The sequence below is a fragment of the Blautia sp. HCP3S3_H10_2 genome (genome assembly GCF_052122375.1).
GTDB lineage: Bacteria > Bacillota > Clostridia > Lachnospirales > Lachnospiraceae > Blautia_A.
The window spans coordinates 17640-40154 of the sequence record NZ_JBQKCL010000002.1 but is presented as its reverse complement, the minus strand read 5'-3'; the positions used below and the strand labels follow the sequence as shown (position 1 = coordinate 40154).

Here is a 22515-nt window from a genome sequence, read left to right as displayed (position 1 = left end):
GGAAACGGGAAATGGAACAGGTAAAAAAATCAAAGGAAATGGATATGCTCAATGGTGGTCTGGCAGGCAAGCTGATCCTATTTGCCATCCCCCTTGCATTCAGCAGTATTTTACAGCAGTTATTTAACTCCGCAGATGTGGCTGTGGTTGGCCGTTTTGCAGGAGACCGGGCATTGGCAGCAGTGGGAAGCTGTGTGGCACTTGTAGGTATTTTTGTTAATCTGTTAGTTGGAATGTCTGTAGGACCGAACGCTGCACTGGCTACACTGATCGGGCAGAAAAAAAGAGAACGGATCAGTGGGATGCTTCATACCATACTGACATTTGGTGCAATCCTTGGCTTACTTCTTATGATTGTCGGTATGCTTTCTGCGCGTATCGTGCTGGAGGCTTCCGGAACACCGGAAAGTGTTATGGTTGAGGCTCTTTTGTACATCCGGATTTATTTTAGCAGTCTGCCTTTTATGACAATTTATAACTTTGGCTCCGCAATTCTCAGAAGCTATGGAGATAGCAGAAGACCCATGTATTACCTGCTGGCATCTGGAATTGTAAATGTTATTTTGAACCTGTTTCTGGTGATCTGCTTTAGGCTTGGTGTTTCCGGTGTTGCGATTGCTACAGTGATCTCCAATGTGTTAAGTGCATTCCTTGTAACCAGACATTTACAGAAGCGTGACGATGAATTTCAGTTCTGCTTCCGTAAAATGCACATTAATAAAAAAGAACTGTCGAAGGTTCTGGCAATTGGGATTCCGGCGGGAATACAGGGAGCTATTTTCTCTGTCTCCAATGTATTTATCCAAAGTGGAATCAATTCTTTCGGAGAGGATGCAATTGCAGGTTCTTCCCTGGCTCTGAATTTCGAGTATTTTACATATGATATTGCAGCTGCTTTTGCTCAGGCTGCAGTAACATTTACCAGCCAGAATTTCGGCGCCGGAAATTTAAAGCGTTGTAAAAAGGTATTCTGGCTGTGCCTTTTATTTGGAATGGGATTTACGGAAATCCTCAGTATTGTATTTATGATCTGGGATGATTTCTTTGTAAGCATTTACACCACCAGTGCAGGAGTGGCAGCATTTGGCCTGATCCGTATGCACCGGGTATGCTCCTTAGAGGGGCTTACTGCTACCTATGAAGTTGAGAGTGCAGCACTTAGAGGAATGGGAAAATCTCTGGAACCCTCTGTTATCACGATCCTTGGAACTGTAGTTTTCCGTATGATCTGGCTGGTAACCATCTTCAAACTGGTGCCCACTTTCGACATGCTGATGAATGTCTATGTAGCTTCCTGGATATTTACTGGCGGTGCAATTATGATCGTGTATCTGTGGCATATGAGGAAGCTGGAGCGGGTTTGAGGGAAAGTGCAGATGACAATCTCATTTTGTTATTAAATGAAATCCTTCTAAGGCAGATTTCTATCATAAGGATCTGCTTTAGAAGGATTTTTATATGTGATCATTTTTGTAATCTTGTTTCATTTAGTAAATTTAATTTCTGTGCTGAAAGCACAAGCTCTGCCTGCAGGTATGCAAGATTGCTGGCTGTTAAAAATGAATCCATAAGTAAATCTATACTGATTGCTAATGCAATTCCTGCAGTTGGAATTCCCAATTGGGTAAATAAAATTGTATAACAGGATAAAGCTCCACCTGGAATTGGAGGGGTTGCCAGTGCCAGGATCGTACTGGTTAAAATTGATGTTATGATCCAGATGACCGTGATTTCAATTCCATAACTCTGCCCAATACATAATGATGAAATAAAATACATAATAGCAGAAGCTGGCATAAAGATAACCTGTCCTATAGATACACCAAAATTAATTAGTTTTGTATCTATACCCATCTTTTTACAACTTTCTATATTCGTTCCGAAAGCTGCGGACGAAGAAGCTGTGGAAAGTGCTATTAAAAAAGTGGGAAGTAATTTGGAAATTAAAATTGCCGGCTTTACGCGGCACTTCCAGCAGACCAGGCCAATATAAAATACAAGAGTTATACAAGTAACAGCTGCAACAATGATAATCTGTTTTATAAGTCCGGATATATTATTCAGGCTGCCTGATAAAAACAGATTCATTATGCAGACAAACACAAACACTGGAATAAGCCTGCCAATATAAGTCATTAGTAATTGTATTAATGTATTTATCTGGGAGATTATTTTAGATATTCCTGATACGGAATCTCCCAACACCAATGTACCAGTACCACATACACATGCAAGAAAAATAATCTGCATTGCATTTCCAGTCTGAAATGGAGAAATAATATCACCAGGAATAATGTTAAGTACCATTTTGTAAAGCTCCATAATAGAATTTCCTGAAATATTATTTTTTCCAGAGGAAGAAATAAAAAGCCAGGAAACCATCAGACCTGCTGCAGCTAAAACGAGAAAAGCGAACAATAAGAAACGGATGATCAGGCTTTTTCCGATTTTTCCAAAGGTCGCAGCATCCCCCATTTCATATATTCCGCAATACACAGCCAGAAAAATCATTGGACCTGCAATAAGGGTTAAAAGATTCATGAAAGTATCAAATATTGGCGAAATAATCCATGTCTGTATCACGTTTCCCACATCAGGCAGTCCAAATGTCAGAACAGCTCCACTTATGATGCCAAGAAGCATGCCCAGGATAACTGGAGTTAACTGTCCGGATTGTTTCTTTGGCAAAGTCAGTTTCAGGAAATTTTTGCCATCTTCATAATGGTATTCCAGAAACAGACCCAGAGTTGCCAGAAAAGAATTTCCATTACTGATCATGGTTGTTAACTCATCCTGATATTCATTGGGATTTACCATTCTTCCTTCTGCGGATAAGATAATATATGTTCTGCCAAACCTGGAACCGCTGGCAAATGTACAATTGGTGTTTTCTCCAAGTTCATTCATCCAAATCTCCATAACATTTTCGATACTTAATCGAAAACGTAAAATATCTTTGTGATTAATCTTCATTTGCTGTAATAAATCATTTGTTAATTGGCTGAAACGGTCAATCTCACCTGCATGAAGAAGAAATTTTTCCATTATCTTTTGCATTTTTGGCTCCTTTATCTGTTTATGATCGTATCTATTTTTTTCGGAACAAAATACTGGTGTAGTGCAGAATTTTTTCAATTATAACTTTTGTTGATATTTCTTGTCAACAAACATTTTAGACAAGAGCTCGAGATATAAAAGCAGAAATAGATTTCGTTCCCTATACTCACATTTTGTTCCCTGGAATCAGAATGCAGTTTTCTTTATGCTATGATTTATTAACGAAATTTGTAGAATATATGCAGAATTGTTTTGGATTACCACAATTGAAAGGAGATGAAAATATGGAGAAAAAACTATTCAGAGAAAAAAGCATTAACAGGATCTCATCTCCTGATCAGTTAAATGATTATATTCATGTAGCGAATCCAGGAGTATGGTTAATCCTGCTGTCAGTCATTTTTCTTTTATCCGGAGTATGTGTATGGGGAGTCTTTGGACATCTTGACACAAAGGTAGAGACTGTTTGCAGGGTTGCGAACGGAAAGGCTGTCTGTTATATAAAGGAGGCAGACATTTCCGGAATCGAGATAGGAACACCAGTTTCTATTAATGGTGCAGAATATAAAACCATTGGAATCTCTGATTTTCCGGAAAGAATCACAGATAATACGTTGCAGGAAGCCGGACATTTTTCAGAAGCCGAGAAAATATATGCTGTTACCGTAAACGCGGAACTGGATGCTGGTATTTATAAGGCTGATTTTATTACGGAGAGAGTATCTCCCATGTACTTTGTGCTGAATTGAGGTGACATCTATGAGTCGGAAAAGTAATATAAAACATCCTGTCACCAAAGGTGCAGCAAAAGTACCGGTGGTTATGCAGATGGAAGCTTTGGAATGCGGTGCAGCCAGTCTGGCAATGATCCTTGCATATTATGGAAAATGGCTTCCCCTTGAGCAGGTGAGACATGATTGCGGAGTGTCCCGGGATGGTTCCAGCGCCAAAAATATTTTGCGGGCGGCAAGGAATTATGGTCTCATTGCAAAGGGATACCGTTATGAACCAGATGTTTTGAAAAAAGAAGGGAAATTTCCCTGTATCATTCATTGGAATTTTAACCATTTTGTTGTCTTAGATGGATTTAAGGGCAATAAAGCATACATAAATGATCCGGCAAAAGGAGCGTATTCTGTTTCAATGGACATATTCGACCAGTCGTTTACCGGTATCTGCCTGATGTTTGAACCAGGAGAGAGCTTTGAACCCGTACTTCCATGCTTTCCTATGCCAGGAAACGTCTGAAAGGAACTGGTACAGCCATTGCTTTTGTAGTACTGACCACTCTTATATCAGCTTTAATTGGAATCATCAATCCGGCATTTTCCAGAATTTTTCTGGACAGATTGTTAACCGGAGTAAATCCTGGATGGGTGGTTCCGTTTCTGACAGGCTTATCTTGTCTTTGTGTGCTTCAGATCATCGTCATGTGGATTCAGGTAGTCTATTCTTTAAAAATCAATGGAAAGCTGGATCTGGTAGGAAGCACTACTTTTATGTGGAAAGTATTCAATATGCCTATGGATTTTTTTTCACAGCGTATGGCTGGGGATATCCAGCTGCGGAAAAATACCAACGCAACCATATCATCTGATTTTGTAAATACGTTTGCACCTCTGGCGTTGAATACAGTAATGATGGTTTTTTATCTTGTGGTAATGTTAAGATACAGCGTTATTCTTACCATAATGGGTATAGGTTCTATCATTTTAAACCTTATATTTTCAAATATTATTTCCAGAAAGAGAATTAATATTTCCCGTATGCAGATGCAGAATGCGGGTAAGCTTGCAGGAACTACTGTTTCGGGAATTGAGATGATCGAAACGATAAAAGCAAGTGGTTCAGAAAATGGATTTTTTGAGAAGTGGGCCGGATATCAGGCAGGTGTAAATACCGGGCGGGTGAAATTCGCAAAACTGAATCAGATGCTTGGCATTTTACCCCAGCTGTGTAATTCCCTATGTAGTACGCTGGTATTGATGACAGGTGTATTTCTCGCTATGCAGGGACAGTTTACAGTGGGTATGATCATGGCGTTTCAGAGCTTCTTAACATCATTTATGACTCCGGCAAACACATTGATATCGGCGGGACAGACATTGCAGGAAATGCGTACTGAAATGGAACGTGTGGAAGACGTGATGAATTATCCCTGTGAATCAGTATTTCATGAGGACACAGAGAATGAAGAATATAAAAAACTGTCTGGTTCTATTGAACTGAGACACATAACGTTTGGATACTCCAGATTGTCCGAGCCCCTGATCGAGGATTTTAATCTTTCACTGAAACCAGGAAGCAGAGTTGCCTTTGTAGGAGCATCAGGATGTGGGAAATCTACACTGTCAAAGCTGATCAGCGGACTATATAAGCCATGGAGCGGCGAGATCCTTTTTGACGGCAAAAAGATGTCAGAGATAAACAAAAGCGTATTTACCGGTTCCCTTGCTGTTGTGGATCAGGAGATCACTCTGTTTGAGGATACCATAGCCAACAATATCAAAATGTGGGACAGTTCAATAGAAGATTTTGAAATGATCCTGGCTGCAAGAGATGCCCAGCTTCATGAAGACATCATGCATCGTGACGGCGGTTATCAGTACAGACTCAAAGAAGGCGGGAAAGATTTTTCCGGAGGCCAGCGCCAAAGGCTGGAGATTGCAAGAGCGCTTGCCCAGGATCCGACGATCATTATTTTGGATGAAGCTACCAGTGCTCTGGATGCAAAAACCGAATATGATGTAGTAAAATCCATAAAAGACAGAGGAGTCACCTGCATTGTTGTGGCACACAGACTTTCCACAATCCGTGATTGTGACGAGATCATTGTGCTGGACAGAGGAAAAGTTGTAGAGCGTGGTACACATGATGAGCTGATAAAGCTTGGTGGAATGTATACGAGACTGGTATCAAACGAATAGGAGGCAGAGCATTGGGCTGGTTTGATGAACAGATAAAACTAAGAAAAGAAAATGATGATAATGCTTTTGCAGATTCGTTTGTAAATATGGCGGGTGCGGTTATGGGCAAAAGGGTTTCTGCCGCGCTTAAGGATGACCGTGTTGTAACGAAAGATGCAATTGATGAAATTATGAAATTTTATCATGTAAAAAGCCGGGAGGTGCCGGATTCCATCACAGATATGAATGAACAGCTTGAATACCTGATGCGCCCTTATGGGATTATGCGAAGAACTGTATATCTGGAAAAAGGCTGGTATAGGGATGCAACCGGTGCGATGCTTGGTGTTTTGAAAGAATCAGGAAGGGTTGTGGCACTGATTCCGGGCAGAATCTCCGGCTATACATATTTTGATTACACGGCTGGAAAGCCTCGGAAAGTCAATTCAAAAAATCAAGAATTGTTTGAAAAAGAAGCAATTGCTTTTTACAAACCGTTTCCACTGAAAAAAATGGGAATTTCCACACTTGTGAAATATATATTTGAAAACCTCTCTACGTCGGATTATGTAATGATGGTTATGGCTACACTGGCAGTAACTCTGGTGGGGATGCTTACTCCAAAGATTAACAACATTGTTTTTTCACAGGTTCTTCCTTCCGGAAGCAGGAAACTATTATTTGCAATCACTATTTTTTCAGTCTGTGTATCAGTGAGCAGTATTTTACTTACTGCAGTGAATAAGCTGGTTACAGCAAGAATCAATACAAAATTAGGACTTTTTGTGGAAGCTGCAACTATGATGAGAATCCTGTCACTTCCGGCGGATTTTTTCAGGGAATACAGTGCCGGTGAATTAGCAAGCAGGGCGAGGCAGACCAATGTTCTTTGTGAAATGCTGGTGAGTGCTGTTTTCACTACAGGACTTACCTCTGTGCTTTCCCTTGTTTATATTTCGCAGATCTTCCGGTTTGCTCCTGCACTTGTGGTTCCTGCATTTATCATCATAATTGTGACTGTGCTTTTTTCAATCATTTCTTCCTTTGTCCAGATGAGCATCAGTAAAGAACAGATGGAACTGTCCGGTAAAGAAAATGGATTGACTTATGCACTCATTACCGGTGTGCAGAAAATCAAGCTTTCAGGTGCAGAAAAAAGAGTATTTGCAAAATGGGGAAATTTATATGCAAAAGAGGCGAAACTGCTATATAATCCTCCGTTATTTCTAAAAATTAATACGGTGATCAGTACCGGTATCTCTCTTGCAGGTACTATAGTAATATATTATTCAGCTATAAAATCAAATGTTTCAGTTGCAGATTATTATGCTTTTAACACTGCTTATGGTATGTTGTCAGGTGCATTTATGTCACTTGCAGGAATCACACTGACAACGGCTAAGATAATGCCTACTCTTGAAATTGTTAAGCCTATTTTCGAAACTGTTCCGGAGGTGTCTGAAGGAAAGCAGGTACTTACCAGAGTGTCTGGTGCAATTGAGTTAAATAATGTTTCTTTCGGATACAGGGATGATATGCCGCCTGTAATAGACGATATGTCTTTAAAAATCCGTCCGGGGCAGTATGTGGCGATCGTAGGAAAGACAGGCTGTGGAAAATCTACACTTATGAGACTGCTTCTTGGCTTCGAAAAACCACAGAAGGGTGCAATCTACTATGATGGAAAAGATCTTCAGCAGATTGATCTGAAATCCCTCAGACGCAGAATTGGCGTAGTTATGCAGAATGGAAAGCTTTTTACCGGTGACATTTACTCGAATATTATAATTTCAGCTCCATGGCTTACAATGGAGGATGCCTGGGAGGCTGCACGCCTTGCAGGAATTGCAGAAGATATCCAGAGAATGCCTATGGGAATGCACACCATGATCGCAGAGGGAGCCGGCGGTATCTCCGGAGGGCAGAAGCAAAGGCTTATGATTGCCCGGGCCATAGCCCCGAAGCCTAAAATCCTTATGTTTGACGAAGCTACCAGTGCACTTGATAATCTGACGCAGAAAAAAGTTTCAGAATCCCTTGACGGGCTTAAATGTACAAGAATCGTCATCGCCCATCGCCTGTCAACAATTAAACAATGTGACCGGATTCTTGTATTTGATCATGGAAAAATCATAGAAGATGGAAACTATGAGGAATTGATCGCCCAAAATGGATTTTTCGCAGAACTGGTAGAAAGGCAACAGCTGGATAACTGAAAAATGGACAGAAAAAGACGCTGAAAGCTTAAGAGTACAGGCTGTTACAAAAAGACTTTAAAGTGGAGGGGAACCGTGCAAAAGAAATCTACATTATGCGTGGGAAGTGCGGTAATTTTATCTGTAATTACCGCAATCGCAATTCGGAATTTGACTTTTACAAATCCTTACCTTGATGCCATGTGCTGCTTCTTAAGACCTTTTATTTATATAGGACTGTATTCGGCCTGGGCATTTTCCTTTCAGAAGAGGATTATGCAAACAAATACACGCCGTTGTCTGATCTTAATTGCAGCTCTGATGCTTTTCTGGATGTTCATCCGCATGTGCAAATACCAGATGCCATATGAATTGCCGACAGCCTTACGCTATTGCTGGTATCTCTACTATATTCCAATGCTGATGATTCCAACCGCCAGTCTCTATCTGGCATTTCACATGCGGCAACCTGAAAATTACCAGCTTCCACGGTGGACATACTTGCTGTTTCTTGTTGCGCTGATTCTGATAGCACTGGTATTAACAAACGATCTGCATCAACTTGTGTTCTCTTTCCCAGATGGAAGACTGGGAGAAGTAGCGTCTTATGAAGTGGGCGTATACAGATATGGGCCAGTATATTATTTGATTGTTGCATGGGATATCGGGTGCACATTGGCGGCTGTTTGTATAATTTTGTTTAAATGCCGGGTAATCAGGAATAAAAAGCTGCTCTTATTTCCCTTCAGTGCGTATGGACTGGCCGTATTATATGCGATCACTTATTGTCTGGATCTCCTTTTTGGAAAATGCTTACAAGGGATATGACGGCTGCTTTCTGCCTTCTGTTTGCCGTGATTATCGAGAGTTATATTCAGTGCGGCCTGATTCCCTCCAATACAGGATATACACAATTGTTCGAATCCTCTGCTATTGCAGCACAGATTATAGACACAGACGGGAATGTATGCTATCGTTCAAAAAATTCCGGAGAAATCAAAGCAGAAACCATACATCGTGCACTGGAGAGTCCAGTGATGATGGAAAATGGAATCCGCTTATCAGGAGCACCGATCTGTGGCGGTTATGTGCTGTGGAAAGAAAATCTGTCAGAGCTGCAAGATATATTACAAGAATTATCTGACATGAAAGAAGAATTAAAAGATGCAAATGTGATAGAAGAAGAAAATCTGAAAGCAAAAAAACAGATGGCAAAGCTGTCTGTAAAGAATCAGCTCTATGATAAAATGCAGAAGCAGACTTCCAGGCAGATTATTCTTCTGAGCAGCTTGATCGATGAGTATTCTCTGGCAGAAAATGCGCAGCAAAGAAAAAAGATACTGGGAAAGGTTGTTGTCATCGGCGCATATATTAAAAGGCGCAGCAATCTTATATTTATTGCAGAACACAATTATTTCATACCGATAAGAGAACTGGAATTATGTTTTCAGGAAACCATAAGAAATCTGGAATTGAGTGGTGTAACTGCAGGCTTTCTTATGATAGGGGAAAATAATCCCTGTTCTTTATCGCAAATGACTGGGAAAATAATCTCAAGTGAAACTGCGATGCGAATCTATGATTTTTCTGAAGCAGTCATTGAAGAATCACTGGAGAGTTTATCCGCACTTTTTGTAACACTGAAGCAGGAAAATGAAAAGCTGGTGTTATCCATAAGTGCAGAATGTGAAGCGAACCTGACGAAAATTGCCGAACGCTATGATGCAGAAGCGGAACAGGATTTTGATGACACATGGTTACTTTCTTTCTCTGTAAAAGGAGGGGAAAACAGATGATGAAATCTTTTGGAAATAATTCATTGGAATTTCAAATGATTTTGGTTGTTTTTTTCTGATGACGGCTTTGGCATATTTTCTATTGATCATATATGAAATTATCTGGAAACAGACATGGAAGCGTATCATAATAAATATTGCATTGTTCACTGGGACTTTTTTCACAGCTTCATGTCTTCGCGTGAGATATCTTCTCTATGATTGGGAGAAAAACTCATTTATGCTTTTTAAAATTCCTTATATTGTCTATGTTTTCTCTGGAATTTGCGGGGGCGCATATGCCGTAATACAGATCATGGTGGCTCTCAGACAAGGGAAAAATCATTTACAGGTAAATGCGATTCAGGAAAGCCTGGACAACTTACCAAGTGGAGTGGGATTCTTTGATGAACAGGGGATGCCTGTACTGCTCAATCGACAAATGCACAGAATCAGCAGATACTTGACAGACCGGGATATTCAAAGTGAAACAGAGCTTCGGGAAACATTGGAACATCCGCTTAAAAACCGTGTGTCTTACGATCCTGATTTTCAGGCATATTGTTTTTCAGATGGAAGTGTATGGAAATTTTCAGAAGATTACATAATTGCAGAAAATGGGGAACGGTTCCTGCAATTTCTGATTTCAGAAGTATCTGAATTATATCATAACAAACAGCTTCTGGAAAAAGAAAACAGGAAGCTTCTGGAAATGTCTGCGGCAATGAAAGAGCTTTCCAAAAATATTGTGATACTGACCAGGGAGGAAGAGACTCTGGCCATGAAAATGCGAGTGCATGATGATCTTGGATACAGTGTACTGGCTGCACATCGTATGCTGCTGCAGGATTCTGAAGATAACAGAGAGGCGTTTCTTTCACAATGGAACAGGATTTTAAGCTTATTAAGAAAAGATAATGAACCTACGGCAGAGACCCTTCATCAGATGGTGCAGGAAAGGGCCGATGCTCTTGGATTAAAAGTCCTTTATATTGGAAAAATCCTGGATGATCCGGAAGCAGCCAAACTACTGGATGTGATTCTTTTAGAGGCGATTTCAAATAGTGTACGCCATGCCGGGGCTACGGAACTTTATGTAAATATAAGCAGCGGGATTCATGAGTGGATGCTTGTGATTACAAATAATGGCAGGAAGCCGGACAGGGAGATTGAGGAAGGAGGCGGTCTGTCTGCAATACGAGAAAAGGTGGAAAATTGTAATGGTACTGTCAGTATCCGTTCTTTTCCGGAATATTCCCTGATAATTAATATCCCCAAAATGGAGGAATATATATGATCAGTGTACTTATTGTGGAAGACCAACGAATGGCGCGTGAGGATATGGAAAACTATATCCAGTCAAGCGGCAGATATTCTCTGGCAGGTTCTATCACGAATGCGGCTATGGCGGAAACCATATGTCGCCAAAGTGGATGTGATCTTGTTCTGATGGATGTCTGCACAGAAAACGATGCAAGCGGCCTGATTGCTGCCCAGAAGATCAAAACAGCGATGCCTCAGATAAAAGTGATCATTGTTACTTCTATGGCAGAATGCAGTTTTATTGACCGGGCACATAAAGCAGGTGCAGACAGCTTCTGGTATAAGGATGCCAGCAAAGAAGAATTACTGGAGGTTATGGACCGTACCATGCAGGGGGAAAGTATTTATCCAGATGCTCTTCCGGAAGTATTGATCGGAACCGCAAAAAGCAGTGAGTTTACCCTGGCAGAAATAGAGGTTCTACGGCTTGTAGTAGAAGGCCAGTCCTATAAAAAAATCGCGGAGACTTTGTCTATATCGCCGGAAACAGTAAAATGGCATATCAAAAATATGCTTCAGAAAACGAATTTTGACTCAAAAACAAAACTGGCAGTAGCAGTTACAAAGAAAAATTTAATCATCAATGGGTTTTAGAAAATCCTGTCGCTTTCTTTCATAGAAGGCGGCAGGATTTTTGCGTTATTATAGGAAATTTCTCCCCATATAATATGTTATGTGATTTGTGCCACCCCACCCATATGGGGAGTGTGTGAATTTTATAAAAACGATATAATACATTATATAAAGACTGAGATTATATTTCACAACAACAGGGGGCTATGTTTTTTATAAAAACGGAAGACATCTGAAAAAAGGAGGGAGGATAATATTTATGAAAAAGACATTTTACATGTTGTGGGTATTGCTGCTTTGTATTCCTGCTGTGTCTGTTCGGGCAGAAAAAAGCACAGTATGGAATTATACAAGACTTTACAGGCAGACACTGTTAGACACCAATAGTATCTGCGGTGTAATTTTCCTTGGTTATATAGATGGAAGTGCAAATGACAGAGACTGTTTGAAACAGGTATTATATGACGAAGGTAATATGAATGAGTTTCCGTTTTTATCAGACATTCCAGATGAACATATCGTGGAAATTGAATATGGAAGTGAGCTTTATTGTATTTTCCCTTCTGATCAGAATGCATCTGTGGCAGTAAATGAATATGTTTATGATGGACCGGATGATTATCTTGGAAGAACAGGAAATGTATTGTATCGGAGTGAATATGGAGATCCGATTATTCTTCGCTGCAACGCAAGTGATATCATAAGAGACACCGAAATCACAGTTGTGGATTCTCAGGGAAATGTGCTGGTATGGCAGCCAGGCCTCAACCTCAACGATGGAAGTGTAGATGTGCCATGGGAAGAGCCTTACGTTTATGATATGACATATAGAAATCAAGCCAATGGAGATACCAATGGAAAGTTTGGCTTAAGTGTTATGCAGGCAGTAAATTGTCAGGAATGGGTTTCCCTGCGGCAGGAACCTGATGTGAATTCAACATGTGTGGACAGGGTGCCGCTTGGAACAATTTTACGGAATTGCTTTAGAGCTTCAGAGAAATTCTATTATGTTGAATACAACGGTCTGAGTGGGTATGTACATGGAGATTATCTGAAAGAGCTTCCTTCCTTGCAAGGGAAAACAGGATCTGAGTATCCAAATAGAGAGAATGGGTATCTTTTTGGAATGGAAGGAGAATGGGAGACAGATGTTCTTGTGCAGGAAAATGGAACAGATATGGTTTATACGCTTCAGTTTTTGACCGATGAAAGTGGAGTGGAGGGGGAATTGGTTTTTTCCTTCGATGATCCATGGTCAAATGGTGTTTCCACCTGGTCAGGAACGTATTTTGCTTATAATCCTGCAGAATATACCTGTGGAACGTATATGTTTTTTCTTGATACACCGGATGGGCAACGCTCTGGAGAAATATATGTTGTATTGGAAGACAATACGTTGACGATTACAGATGTGTCAGGTGATGCATTCTGGCCATTTACTTCCGGTTCAACGGAAACGTTGAGGTTCTACCCATATTAAGGTTCTACCCACATTGACGGCAATACAATAAGTGTATTCAGAACTGAAAACAATGGATTTTGACAGTTGGATTTGTCATGCTTGGTGAAGTGCAATGATATTTTTGATAGCAATGATGTAAAGCAACTAGAAAAGGAGGAATGCTTCTATGGGATTTTTTGATAAGAAATATTGTGATATTTGTGGTGAAAAGATCGGTTTATTGGGAAATCGCAAACTGGAAGATGGGAATCTCTGCAAGAGCTGCGCCCAAAAGCTCTCGCCTTGGTTCAATGAGCGACGTACCAGTACGGTGTCGGAAATCAAGAAGCAGCTTGACTGGCGCGAGGCGAATCGCGAACGGGCTGCCAAATTCCGGACTACCCGCTCCTTCGGAGAGCGAACAAAGTTGCTTCTTGACGAAAACCACCAATGGTTTACTGTTACAAGGGCGATAAATCCAGCAGATGACAATTCCGATGTGTTAGACTTCTCGACCATCACTGGCTGCCGCATGGACATCGATGAAAGCCGTACCGAACTAAAGGTGGAAACAAAGGACAGCGAAGGAAAAATTGTTCGCCGGAGCTATAACCCACCGCGATATGAGTATGACTACGATTTTAACATTATTATTTCAGTAAACAATCCGTATTTCAATGAAATGAAATTCAAGCTGAATGACTGCCGTGTACATATTCCTTTCCAGCCTACAGCAATCAGATGGACTGGCGACAGCTTCTTTCAGGATCGCCATGAACAGCCTCTTTATGATCCCTGCTACCGGGGCTTTAGGGAAGCATGTAATGAGATTTGCAATCTGCTTGATCATATCCGTACCGGTGCGGTGAACGGACAGCAGGCAAGTGCGCCCACGCAGGGGGCATTTTCAATTACATCTCTTATTCCCGGACTTTCTTCCTCGCCGGCTGCTCAAAAAGCGGTTACGGATGCACTGAAACTTACTACATGGGTATGCTCGAACTGTAACTGGCCCAACAACGGCACCACTACATGCCAGCACTGCGGCGCACCATTCTCGGACGAAAAAGTTCTGGAAAACCTTAAAAATCTGGCGTTTGCAGCTGCAATGGCAGAAGGTGTTGCAGGTAATGCCACTATGCCGGCCAGTACTTCCGTACAGAATAGTGCAGTCACGCAAAGTTGGAATTGTCCCTTTTGCGGTGCGGTAAATTTAGGAAATTTTTGTGAGAGCTGTGGCTCAAAAAGGCCTTAAAGACTTTTTTAAACACGCTCTGGAATTTACAAAAAAGTTCAAAGTAGAGAAAGGAGAAATGAAGCTATGAGTAAAAAAATGAGTAAATGGATGTTAGGAACCTGTGGAATTCTACTTGCAGGGGCAATGGCTGTGAATGTATATGCTCTGGAAGAGAAGGATGTGGTAGGTACCTGGTATCTCAATGGGATTTCCATGGGCGAAGCCTCTTTCCATCCGGAAGCTATGGGAATGAATGGCATTCTTGATCTGAAAGACGGTGGAAATGCAGTCATGGACTTCGGGGAGGATAACACTAACTCAGGAGACTGGAAAATTGAAAATGACAAGCTTTTCATCACCCAGGATGGGGAAAGTGTTGAAGCAGAATTTTCAGATGGAACAATCAGTTTGGACACTGGCGATATGCGAATGATCTTCGGACAGGAAAAAGAAGAATATACTCCGTATGAGCCAGGAAAACCTGTAGCGGAACCTGAGATGAAGGATTTCGAAGGAGAGTGGGACGGAACTCTTATGGATGCTTTTGGCATGCAGCTTCCGATGGTATTGGCAGAAATGGAATTTCATGTTTCCATTTCTGACGGTAAGGCAGATGCAGTAATCGTGGAAAGCGGACAGGAAACAACACTTTCCCTGGCAGCGGAACTCAATGGAGATACACTGACTTTAAAACCTTCTGCAGATGAAGAAGAGCCTCCTATGGGATTACTTGTAGATATGAGCATTATGGATTTCCAGCTTCTGGATGACGGTAAAATGTGTTACATCAGCAATTCAGATGCAAGCGAAAGCGCAGAGGCTGAAAATACGGACGACTCCGATATACAAGATGGCACTACAGACAGTGGAGTCAGAATCTATTTTGATAAACTGCAAGTGACAGAATGATGTATCAGAACAGGGCATTACCTGCTTCTCGCGAAGAAGCAGGTAATGCCCTGTATTTTTTTCTAAAAAGGAAATATAATTTGTATTGGCCTGAACAGTTCTTGACATTATCATATATGAGAATATAATGATAATTAAGAATGTTTAAAGGAGAGTGATCTGAGATAGAACTTTCCCAGATAATGGAATAAGACTTTTTAGAATCGGCTTATGTAAAGTACCATAAAATAGACACATTCTCCTATAATATACAACTATATCTGTATTATACATTGCAGTATACTCTTCTCATAAAGAAAAAAAGAAACGCCAAAAAAGAATCCCGAAATGGAAAGGAGAAGAGTATTATGATTCTGGATTTTATCCTTGCAGCACTTCCCTGGATCATATGCGGCATTGCAGTTGCCGTGATCTGTATTGGAAATGACCGGGCATGTTCCCCAAAGAAGCAGGCACTGGAAGAAAAACATATTGGAATCGGGGCTGGGATTGGTTTTGTGGCAGGAGCTGTCATTGCCATACTTGTTCCGGAAAAGGGAGATCATACAGGGATTCTGATCGCTATGGGACCATTAGTGGGGATGGCAATTGTAACTGTCATTGACAATTTTGACAGTTTTTTCGGTAAGAATAAGAAAAAATAGAGGAGCAATTGGAGCGTGTTATGAGTCAGAATGTAATTGAAGTAAAAAAACTGAGCAAAAGCTTTGGAACGGTAAAAGCAGTCCGGGATTTAAGTTTTCAAGTAAAAAAAGGCGAGCTGTTTGCATTTTTAGGGGTAAACGGAGCTGGAAAGAGCACTACCATTTCCATTCTCTGCGGTCAGCTGCAAAAGGACAGCGGAACTGTGAAAATCAACGGAATGGAAAATGATTCTCTTGGAAAGGGAATCGGCTGTCTCCTTGGAATTGTGTTCCAGGATAGTGTACTGGATAAGCCTCTTACCGTAAAAGAAAACTTAAAAAGCAGGGCAGCCTTATATGGAATAACCGGAAAGGCATTTGATAAACGTCTGAAAGAGCTGATCGGCCTTTTGAAATTTGAGGATTATCTCAACCGTCCGGTTGGAAAATTATCCGGCGGGCAAAGACGGCGGATCGACATTGCCAGGGCTTTGCTCCATAGACCGGAGATTTTGATTCTGGATGAACCAACCACAGGCCTTGATCCACAAACACGGAAAACGCTCTGGCATGTGATTGAAAAACTACGGGAAGAAGAACATATGACAGTATTTTTAACCACCCACTATATGGAAGAAGCTGTCGCCGCCAGTTATGTGGTCATTCTGGATAAAGGCAGCATCATTGCGGAAGGAACCCCTCATGAATTAAAAGAGAAGTATGTGGAAGATACCATTTCCCTTTATGGAGTTACCGAAGAAGAAGTAAGATCTCTTGGAAAACCTTATAAGCCAATCCGTGACGGCTACCAGCTGACGGTCTCTTCCACGCTGGAAGCAACGGAGCTGATCGCGGCAAACCGGGGGCTTTTCCGGGATTATGAGGTGGTAAAAGGCGGCATGGATGACGTATTTCTTGCGGCAACAGGAAAAGTGCTTGGAGGTGACGAGAAATGAAAACTGTTTTTGCTTTAATGAACCGAAATCGGAAGCTGTTCTTCCGGGACAAAGGAATGCTGTTTTCCTCACTGATCACGCCAGTGATCCTGATTGTACTGTATGCCACCTTCCTGGCAAATGTTTACAGGGACTCTTTTACCTCATCCCTGCCGGAATTTATGCAGATTTCCGAAAAACTCATTAATGGAACTGTGGCAGCACAGCTGGGAGCAGCACTTCTGGCTGTTACCTGTGTAACCGTAACCTTCTGTGTGAACCTGACCATGATCCAGGACCGGGCAAATGGAGCAAGGAGGGATTTTGATGTCTCACCTGTCTCCAAGCCCGTTCTTTACATAAGTTACCTGCTCTCAACAGTCTGCAATTCTCTGATGGTAAATGCAGTGGCACTTGGAATGTGCCTTCTTTACATTGAAAAAATGGGCTGGTATTTGTCTGAAACAGATATCTTAAAACTGATTCTGGACGTGGTTTTGCTGGTTTTATTTGGTGCGGTCCTTTCTGGGATCCTCTGCTATCCATTAAAAACACAGGGACAGTTATCCGCAGTGGGAACGATCGTCAGTGCTGGTTATGGATTTATCTGTGGAGCTTATATGCCCATATCCAACTTTGGAAAAGGATTACAGAAATTTCTCTCTTACCTTCCAGGGACTTATGGTACAGCCCTTTTGAAAAATCATATGCTAAGAGGTGTATTTGAAGAAATGAAAAGCAGTGGATTCCCTGATGAAGTCGTAACAGGGATTGCGGATTCCCTGGACTGTAATCCGGTATTTCGAGGAAATGTTATGGGGACTACAGAAATGGTATGCATTATGATTGGAAGCATCTGTCTGTTGGGAATTATTTATTTCGTTCTGACAGGGCTAAAAAGAAGGAAATAAAATTTTAAGCCTGTTTATTACAGAAATCGTTATTAAAAACGAAATTATAATAAGGGAAAGTTTTTGGGAAGGACTGAGAAAAATTATGCTGAGAATTGAACATTTAACAAAAATTTATGGAGAAAAGAAAGCAGTGGATGACCTGAATCTGCATATCGCTCCCGGTGAGATTTATGGTTTTATTGGTCACAACGGAGCTGGTAAAACCACAACCCTGAAATCCATTGCCGGTATCCAGCAGTTTGATGCAGGGGAAATCTTTATTGATGGGAAATCCATCCGGACACAGCCCCTGGAGTGTAAGCGCAGCTTTGCCTACATTCCGGATAACCCCGACCTGTACGATTACATGACAGGTATCCAATACCTGAACTTTATCGCAGATATTTTTGGTGTCAGTGCCGCCGACCGGAAGGCACGCATCCGCAAATATGCCGATCTCTTTGAGCTGACGGACGATCTGGCGCAGCCCATCGCCGCCTATTCCCACGGCATGAAGCAGAAGCTGGCGATTATTTCCGCGTGGCTGCATCAGCCAAAGCTGATTCTGATGGATGAGCCTTTTGTGGGCCTTGACCCCAAGGCTTCCCATTTGCTCAAAGGGATGATGCGGGAAGTTTGCGACGAGGGCGGCGCAATTTTCTTCTCTACCCATGTCCTGGAGGTGGCAGAAAAGCTCTGTGATAAAGTGGCCATTATCAAAGGAGGAAAGCTGATCCGTTCCGGCACCATGGAGGAGGTTAAGGGAGACGATTCTCTGGAAGATGTATTCTTGGAACTGGAGGGAGAATCATGCTGAAACTTCTGCTGAAAAAGCAATTATTTGAGATTTTTAGTCCCTATTTCTACGATGCCAAGAAGAATAAAGTGCGGTCTAAAGTTTCTACAGCGCTGTATTTTGCTTTGTTTGCGCTGTTGATTGTCAGTCTGCTAGGTGGAATTTTTACCTTTCTTTCTGTAAAACTCTGCGCACCTTTGGTATCGGCGAACTTAAGCTGGCTCTATTTTGCGCTGATGGGACTTATTGCCGTGCTGCTGGGTGCTTTTGGCAGCGTGTTCAATACTTATGCGGGCCTGTATTTGCCCAAGGATAATGATTTGCTGCTGTCCATGCCGATTCCGGTATCAAGTCTGGTGGCCGCACGATTGTTCAGCGTCTACCTGATGGGACTGATGTATTCTATCGTTGTGATTCTTCCGGCAGTCATCGTCTACTGGGTGATAGCGGGTATTACTCCATTTTTGTTTTTGGGCGGTCTGGTACTGACTTTTTTGATTTCTGTCTTTGTACTGACGCTTTCCTGCGTCCTTGGCTGGGTTGTAGCAAAAATCAGCCAGAAGCTCAAACATAAGAGCGTGATTGCCGTACTGGCCTCGCTAGCCTTTATTGCCCTGTACTACTTTGTGTATTTCAAAGCGCAGAGTATTCTTCAGGAGTTACTGGCCAATGCAGCAGTGTACGGTGCGCAGATCAAAAGCAGTGCCTACCCGCTATATCTGTTCGGCAGCGTCGGTATGGGAAATCCAAAAGCAATGCTGATCGTCGCCGCCGTTATGACCGTCCTGTTCGGCCTGACGTGGATGCTGCTTTCCCGCAGCTTTTTGAGCCTCGCAACCTCCACGGGGAAAACCAAGCGCAGGAAATACCGGGAAACCACCAGCCGGCAGCGGAGTATTGATGCGGCACTGCTGGGCAGAGAGCTGGCACATTTCACTGCCAGCCCCAGCTATATGCTCAACTGCGGTCTTGGCACCTTTTTGATGCCGGTTTGCGCAGTTGCCGTGCTGTGGAAAGGAAAAAGCCTCTTTGCTATGCTGGACGCCATGTTTGTGGACACTCCGGGCAGCGTGCCCGTTCTTCTATGCGTGATACTCTGTGGCCTTGTGTCTATGAATTTTATGGCAGCACCCTCTATCTCTCTGGAAGGAAAAAGCTTGTGGCTCATGCAATCGCTTCCGGTGGATACGTGGAAGATTTTACGGGCAAAAATCCGGATGCAGATGCTTTTGACAGCCCTGCCGTTACTGCTGTGTATTGCGTGCACAGCGATTATATATCCTCTGCCTCCAATTTGGCTTCTGGTAATCGCCCTTTTTGCGGTATCTTACACGCTGCTGGCTGCACTGTCCGGCTTGATGCTTGGCGTGAAAATGCCGACGCTGACATGGACAAATGAACTTATGCCCATCAAGCAGAGCGCACCAGTTATGCTTACTTTATTCGGTGGCATGGGCTACACGGTTTTGCTGTTTGCCGGTTTTCTGCTCCTGCCGGGATGGATGCTGGGATTTCCTGTTTATATGTGCTGCTTTGTGGGAGTAAATCTTATCCTAGATGTTATGCTTTACCGTTGGCTGAAAAACACCGGATGTGCGCGGTTCGCCGCATTATAATGGAAATACAAAATAAGGGAGCATTTTTATGATTCGTATGGAAATTGCACTGTTTCTGGTGCTTGCTATGGTGGCATTTATCTATTTTACATCTGAGAAAAAGCTTACAAAGCTTCATAGAACGTTTTCCGTCCTGCTGGTTACTGTTCTGATCTATATGGCATTTGACGGGATCACGATTTATACTGTAAATCATCTAGATACGGTGCCGCTTTTGTTAAACAATATTTTTCACCGTATTTTCATGGGAAGTATGGCTTTTGTGGTTTTTCTGTTTTACCGGTATATTGCAATCCTGGTAGAAGAGGAGACTGGAAAGCCCAGAAAACTGGATAAAGCAGCCCTGGTTGTGCTGGTGATGTCGGAGATTGGAGAACTGTTTCTTCCCATCTATTATACCCAGACAGAACAGGGAAATTATTCGGATGGCATTTATACTTATGTCCTGTATGCAAGCGTGGTATTTTACCTGGCACTGTGTACCGGCCTGCTGTTTGGAAACTGGAAAAAAATCGACCGGAAAAAGAAGTCAGCAATTGGTGCGGCTCTTATTGTGGAGCTGACCATCTGTGCACTGCAGGCGATGCATCATACCTGGCTGATCAGCGGAATGGGGATCACCCTGATGACAATGTCTTTTTATCTCACACTGGAAAATCCGGACATTATCAGGGCGGAGCTGACCGAACAGAAGATGTCTATGCTATATCTGAAAAGCCAGGTAAATCCACATTTTCTCTATAATACCCTGGATACCATCCGGATCCAGGCACAGCTGAACCAGGATAATAAGGTGGCAGAGCTTCTTATGCACCTGTCAGATTTTTTTAGGATGAGTATTAAGGTGAAACGGCAGATGGTGGAACTGGATGATGAACTGGATCTTTTGGAAGCCTATATGGATCTGATGTGCTGCCGCTATCCCTCCATTCATTGTGAATATGATATTGATCCGGATCTTGGAGGAATGCAGGTTCCGAACTTTATTCTCCAGCCTCTGGTCGAGAACAGTCTTCTCCATGGGCTGAAGAACAAAGGCTACAAAGGAGATGTTGTCATTTCTGCAAGGAAAGAAGGAGAAGATGTACAGATCACAATTCGGGACACGGGAAGCGGTTTTGCCCCGGGAAAAATGGAGCAGGTAAATGAAATGCTTGCCAATTATGCGAAACAGAAAACAAGCCTGGAAGGAAACAGTATCGGGATTTTGAATGTGCAAAAAAGGATCAAGCTGCTCTGCGGCAGAAAATATGGACTGTGGTATTCCAAAAATGAAGGAGAAGGTGCGACAGCCCATCTTCTTCTGCCACTTAAGGAGACTGAAAAATGAAAAAAATGCGGGTAGTTCTTGTAGATGACGAGATTATGATAAGAGAAGGTTTTAAGCAGCTGTTTGACTGGGAAGCCCACGACTGTGAGGTGGTAGGGGGAGCAGCTGATGGAATGGAGGCATTAGCAAAAATTGAAGAGCTGCAGCCGGACATCGTGATTATGGATATCAACATTCCGATTCTGAACGGACTGAAAGTGATTCAGACCAGCCGGATTCGATTTCCGGAAATGGCATTTATTATTGTGTCAGGATATGATGATTTTTCTTACTGTCGGGAGGCTTTGCGTCTGCAGATTACCGATTATATCCTGAAACCTGTAAACTATGAGGAATTTGGATCCTGTATTGACCGGCTGAAGATTGCATTATATGAAAAAAAGAAAGCCGAAAGCCCGGAAGAGCAGAACGACAGAACGATTACCGGAATCCTAAAATTTTTGCAGGAGCATCTGGAGGAAGAAATCAGTCTGAATATACTTGCAGCTGAATTCCATCTCAGCCCTCAGTATATCAGCCAGCTTTTTAAAAACGAAATCGGGGTAAACTTTCTGGCATATCTTACCAATATCCGTATGGAGAAGGCCAAGAAGCTGTTGATCTCTACCTCCCTGTCTGTTGGAGAAGTATCGGCACAATGCGGATATGGGGATTACCGGGTATTTACAAAAGCATTTAAGAAAGCAGAAGGGTGTACACCTTCGCAGTACAGAAGGGATTTTTATATAAAAGATATGTCTAGATAAAAAGCTTTTCTTTATAAAGAAAAATGATGGAGGAAGTAGGCGCTTTTAAGGAAGTTGAGTTGCCAATGCCACAACTATGTGTATCTTAAGCCCAGTTCTTTTAATGATTCTGGGAACTATGGCAGATGGAGTGCAACTTCAGCCTGAAGAGGCAGAAGGA

Annotated in this window: 20 protein-coding genes; 19 read left to right on the top strand and 1 reads right to left on the bottom strand. The window is 42.2% G+C overall.

Features of this window, described 5'->3' with window-relative positions; translation table 11 throughout:
- Positions 1-11 precede the first annotated feature (11 nt).
- Positions 12-1364: an MATE family efflux transporter gene (locus tag ACTQWB_RS02240; RefSeq protein WP_441500154.1), complete on the top strand. Its 1353-nt coding sequence runs from the start codon at positions 12-14 to the stop codon at positions 1362-1364.
- A gap of 100 nt (positions 1365-1464) precedes the next feature.
- Here ACTQWB_RS02240 and ACTQWB_RS02235 read toward each other — a convergent pair whose 3' ends face one another.
- The gene (locus tag ACTQWB_RS02235; protein ID WP_441500153.1) at positions 1465-3135 is read right to left on the bottom strand and encodes a dicarboxylate/amino acid:cation symporter; all 1671 of its coding nucleotides are present in this window, start codon (positions 3133-3135) and stop codon (positions 1465-1467) included.
- Between the two features lie 206 nt (positions 3136-3341).
- Here ACTQWB_RS02235 and ACTQWB_RS02230 point away from each other — a divergent pair, with 206 nt between their 5' ends.
- The 18 genes from ACTQWB_RS02230 (at position 3342) to ACTQWB_RS02145 (ending at position 22355) form a co-directional block, all read left to right on the top strand.
- Positions 3342-3806: a hypothetical protein gene (locus ACTQWB_RS02230; protein ID WP_441500152.1), complete on the top strand. Its 465-nt coding sequence runs from the start codon at positions 3342-3344 to the stop codon at positions 3804-3806.
- Positions 3807-3816: 10 nt separating this feature from the next.
- On the top strand, positions 3817-4305 hold the full coding sequence (locus ACTQWB_RS02225) for a cysteine peptidase family C39 domain-containing protein (protein ID WP_441500151.1): 489 nt from the start codon (positions 3817-3819) through the stop codon (positions 4303-4305).
- Complete coding sequence (locus ACTQWB_RS02220) at positions 4278-5984, top strand: ATP-binding cassette domain-containing protein (protein WP_441500150.1); 1707 nt, start codon at positions 4278-4280, stop codon at positions 5982-5984. Before ACTQWB_RS02225 ends, ACTQWB_RS02220 begins: the two co-directional genes overlap by 28 nt.
- Before the next feature lie 11 nt (positions 5985-5995).
- Positions 5996-8179, top strand: a complete 2184-nt coding sequence (locus ACTQWB_RS02215; protein ID WP_441500149.1) for an NHLP bacteriocin export ABC transporter permease/ATPase subunit — start codon at positions 5996-5998, stop codon at positions 8177-8179.
- Positions 8180-8359: 180 nt separating this feature from the next.
- On the top strand, positions 8360-8986 hold the full coding sequence (locus tag ACTQWB_RS02210; protein ID WP_441500384.1) for a histidine kinase N-terminal 7TM domain-containing protein: 627 nt from the start codon (positions 8360-8362) through the stop codon (positions 8984-8986).
- The gene (locus ACTQWB_RS02205) at positions 8968-9954 is read left to right on the top strand and encodes a hypothetical protein (protein WP_441500148.1); all 987 of its coding nucleotides are present in this window, start codon (positions 8968-8970) and stop codon (positions 9952-9954) included. Before ACTQWB_RS02210 ends, ACTQWB_RS02205 begins: the two co-directional genes overlap by 19 nt.
- A 220-nt stretch (positions 9955-10174) precedes the next feature.
- Entirely contained in the window at positions 10175-11230 is a 1056-nt protein-coding gene (locus tag ACTQWB_RS02200; RefSeq protein ID WP_441500147.1) for a sensor histidine kinase, read from the top strand.
- Positions 11227-11850: a response regulator transcription factor gene (locus ACTQWB_RS02195; protein WP_441500146.1), complete on the top strand. Its 624-nt coding sequence runs from the start codon at positions 11227-11229 to the stop codon at positions 11848-11850. The genes ACTQWB_RS02200 and ACTQWB_RS02195 overlap by 4 nt, the downstream gene beginning before the upstream one ends.
- A gap of 238 nt (positions 11851-12088) precedes the next feature.
- A complete protein-coding gene (locus ACTQWB_RS02190; RefSeq protein WP_441500145.1) occupies positions 12089-13309 on the top strand; it encodes a hypothetical protein in 1221 nt (406 codons plus the stop codon).
- Between the two features lie 148 nt (positions 13310-13457).
- Positions 13458-14525 carry a DUF4428 domain-containing protein gene (locus tag ACTQWB_RS02185; RefSeq protein ID WP_441500144.1) on the top strand — a complete coding sequence of 356 codons (1068 nt, stop codon included), beginning with the start codon at positions 13458-13460 and terminating at the stop codon, positions 14523-14525.
- A gap of 66 nt (positions 14526-14591) precedes the next feature.
- Entirely contained in the window at positions 14592-15416 is an 825-nt protein-coding gene (locus ACTQWB_RS02180) for a hypothetical protein (RefSeq protein WP_441500143.1), read from the top strand.
- 347 nt (positions 15417-15763) lie between these two features.
- Complete coding sequence (locus tag ACTQWB_RS02175; RefSeq protein ID WP_441500142.1) at positions 15764-16060, top strand: hypothetical protein; 297 nt, start codon at positions 15764-15766, stop codon at positions 16058-16060.
- 20 nt (positions 16061-16080) lie between these two features.
- Positions 16081-16995, top strand: a complete 915-nt coding sequence (locus ACTQWB_RS02170) for an ABC transporter ATP-binding protein (RefSeq protein WP_441500141.1) — start codon at positions 16081-16083, stop codon at positions 16993-16995.
- Positions 16992-17885, top strand: coding sequence for an ABC transporter permease (locus ACTQWB_RS02165; protein ID WP_441500140.1), 894 nt, complete (start codon positions 16992-16994; stop codon positions 17883-17885). Before ACTQWB_RS02170 ends, ACTQWB_RS02165 begins: the two co-directional genes overlap by 4 nt.
- A gap of 85 nt (positions 17886-17970) precedes the next feature.
- On the top strand, positions 17971-18684 hold the full coding sequence (locus ACTQWB_RS02160; RefSeq protein ID WP_441500139.1) for an ABC transporter ATP-binding protein: 714 nt from the start codon (positions 17971-17973) through the stop codon (positions 18682-18684).
- Complete coding sequence (locus ACTQWB_RS02155; protein ID WP_441500138.1) at positions 18678-20279, top strand: hypothetical protein; 1602 nt, start codon at positions 18678-18680, stop codon at positions 20277-20279. The genes ACTQWB_RS02160 and ACTQWB_RS02155 overlap by 7 nt, the downstream gene beginning before the upstream one ends.
- Positions 20280-20307: 28 nt before the next feature.
- Entirely contained in the window at positions 20308-21609 is a 1302-nt protein-coding gene (locus ACTQWB_RS02150; RefSeq protein ID WP_441500137.1) for a sensor histidine kinase, read from the top strand.
- The gene (locus ACTQWB_RS02145) at positions 21606-22355 is read left to right on the top strand and encodes a response regulator transcription factor (protein WP_441500136.1); all 750 of its coding nucleotides are present in this window, start codon (positions 21606-21608) and stop codon (positions 22353-22355) included. The genes ACTQWB_RS02150 and ACTQWB_RS02145 overlap by 4 nt, the downstream gene beginning before the upstream one ends.
- The last annotated feature ends 160 nt before the right edge of the window (positions 22356-22515 follow it).

Coding starts and splice junctions, on each gene's coding strand:
- ACTQWB_RS02205 (WP_441500148.1), top strand. CDS start 8,968: ATGCTTACAAGGGATATGACGGCTGCTTTCTGCCTTCTGTTTGCCGTG.
- ACTQWB_RS02145 (WP_441500136.1), top strand. CDS start 21,606: ATGAAAAAAATGCGGGTAGTTCTTGTAGATGACGAGATTATGATAAGA.
- ACTQWB_RS02175 (WP_441500142.1), top strand. CDS start 15,764: ATGATTCTGGATTTTATCCTTGCAGCACTTCCCTGGATCATATGCGGC.
- ACTQWB_RS02155 (WP_441500138.1), top strand. CDS start 18,678: ATGCTGAAACTTCTGCTGAAAAAGCAATTATTTGAGATTTTTAGTCCC.
- ACTQWB_RS02200 (WP_441500147.1), top strand. CDS start 10,175: ATGCTTTTTAAAATTCCTTATATTGTCTATGTTTTCTCTGGAATTTGC.
- ACTQWB_RS02195 (WP_441500146.1), top strand. CDS start 11,227: ATGATCAGTGTACTTATTGTGGAAGACCAACGAATGGCGCGTGAGGAT.
- ACTQWB_RS02185 (WP_441500144.1), top strand. CDS start 13,458: ATGGGATTTTTTGATAAGAAATATTGTGATATTTGTGGTGAAAAGATC.
- ACTQWB_RS02150 (WP_441500137.1), top strand. CDS start 20,308: ATGATTCGTATGGAAATTGCACTGTTTCTGGTGCTTGCTATGGTGGCA.
- ACTQWB_RS02180 (WP_441500143.1), top strand. CDS start 14,592: ATGAGTAAAAAAATGAGTAAATGGATGTTAGGAACCTGTGGAATTCTA.
- ACTQWB_RS02225 (WP_441500151.1), top strand. CDS start 3,817: ATGAGTCGGAAAAGTAATATAAAACATCCTGTCACCAAAGGTGCAGCA.
- ACTQWB_RS02240 (WP_441500154.1), top strand. CDS start 12: ATGGAACAGGTAAAAAAATCAAAGGAAATGGATATGCTCAATGGTGGT.
- ACTQWB_RS02190 (WP_441500145.1), top strand. CDS start 12,089: ATGAAAAAGACATTTTACATGTTGTGGGTATTGCTGCTTTGTATTCCT.
- ACTQWB_RS02220 (WP_441500150.1), top strand. CDS start 4,278: ATGCTTTCCTATGCCAGGAAACGTCTGAAAGGAACTGGTACAGCCATT.
- ACTQWB_RS02170 (WP_441500141.1), top strand. CDS start 16,081: ATGAGTCAGAATGTAATTGAAGTAAAAAAACTGAGCAAAAGCTTTGGA.
- ACTQWB_RS02160 (WP_441500139.1), top strand. CDS start 17,971: ATGCTGAGAATTGAACATTTAACAAAAATTTATGGAGAAAAGAAAGCA.
- ACTQWB_RS02230 (WP_441500152.1), top strand. CDS start 3,342: ATGGAGAAAAAACTATTCAGAGAAAAAAGCATTAACAGGATCTCATCT.
- ACTQWB_RS02210 (WP_441500384.1), top strand. CDS start 8,360: ATGTGCTGCTTCTTAAGACCTTTTATTTATATAGGACTGTATTCGGCC.
- ACTQWB_RS02165 (WP_441500140.1), top strand. CDS start 16,992: ATGAAAACTGTTTTTGCTTTAATGAACCGAAATCGGAAGCTGTTCTTC.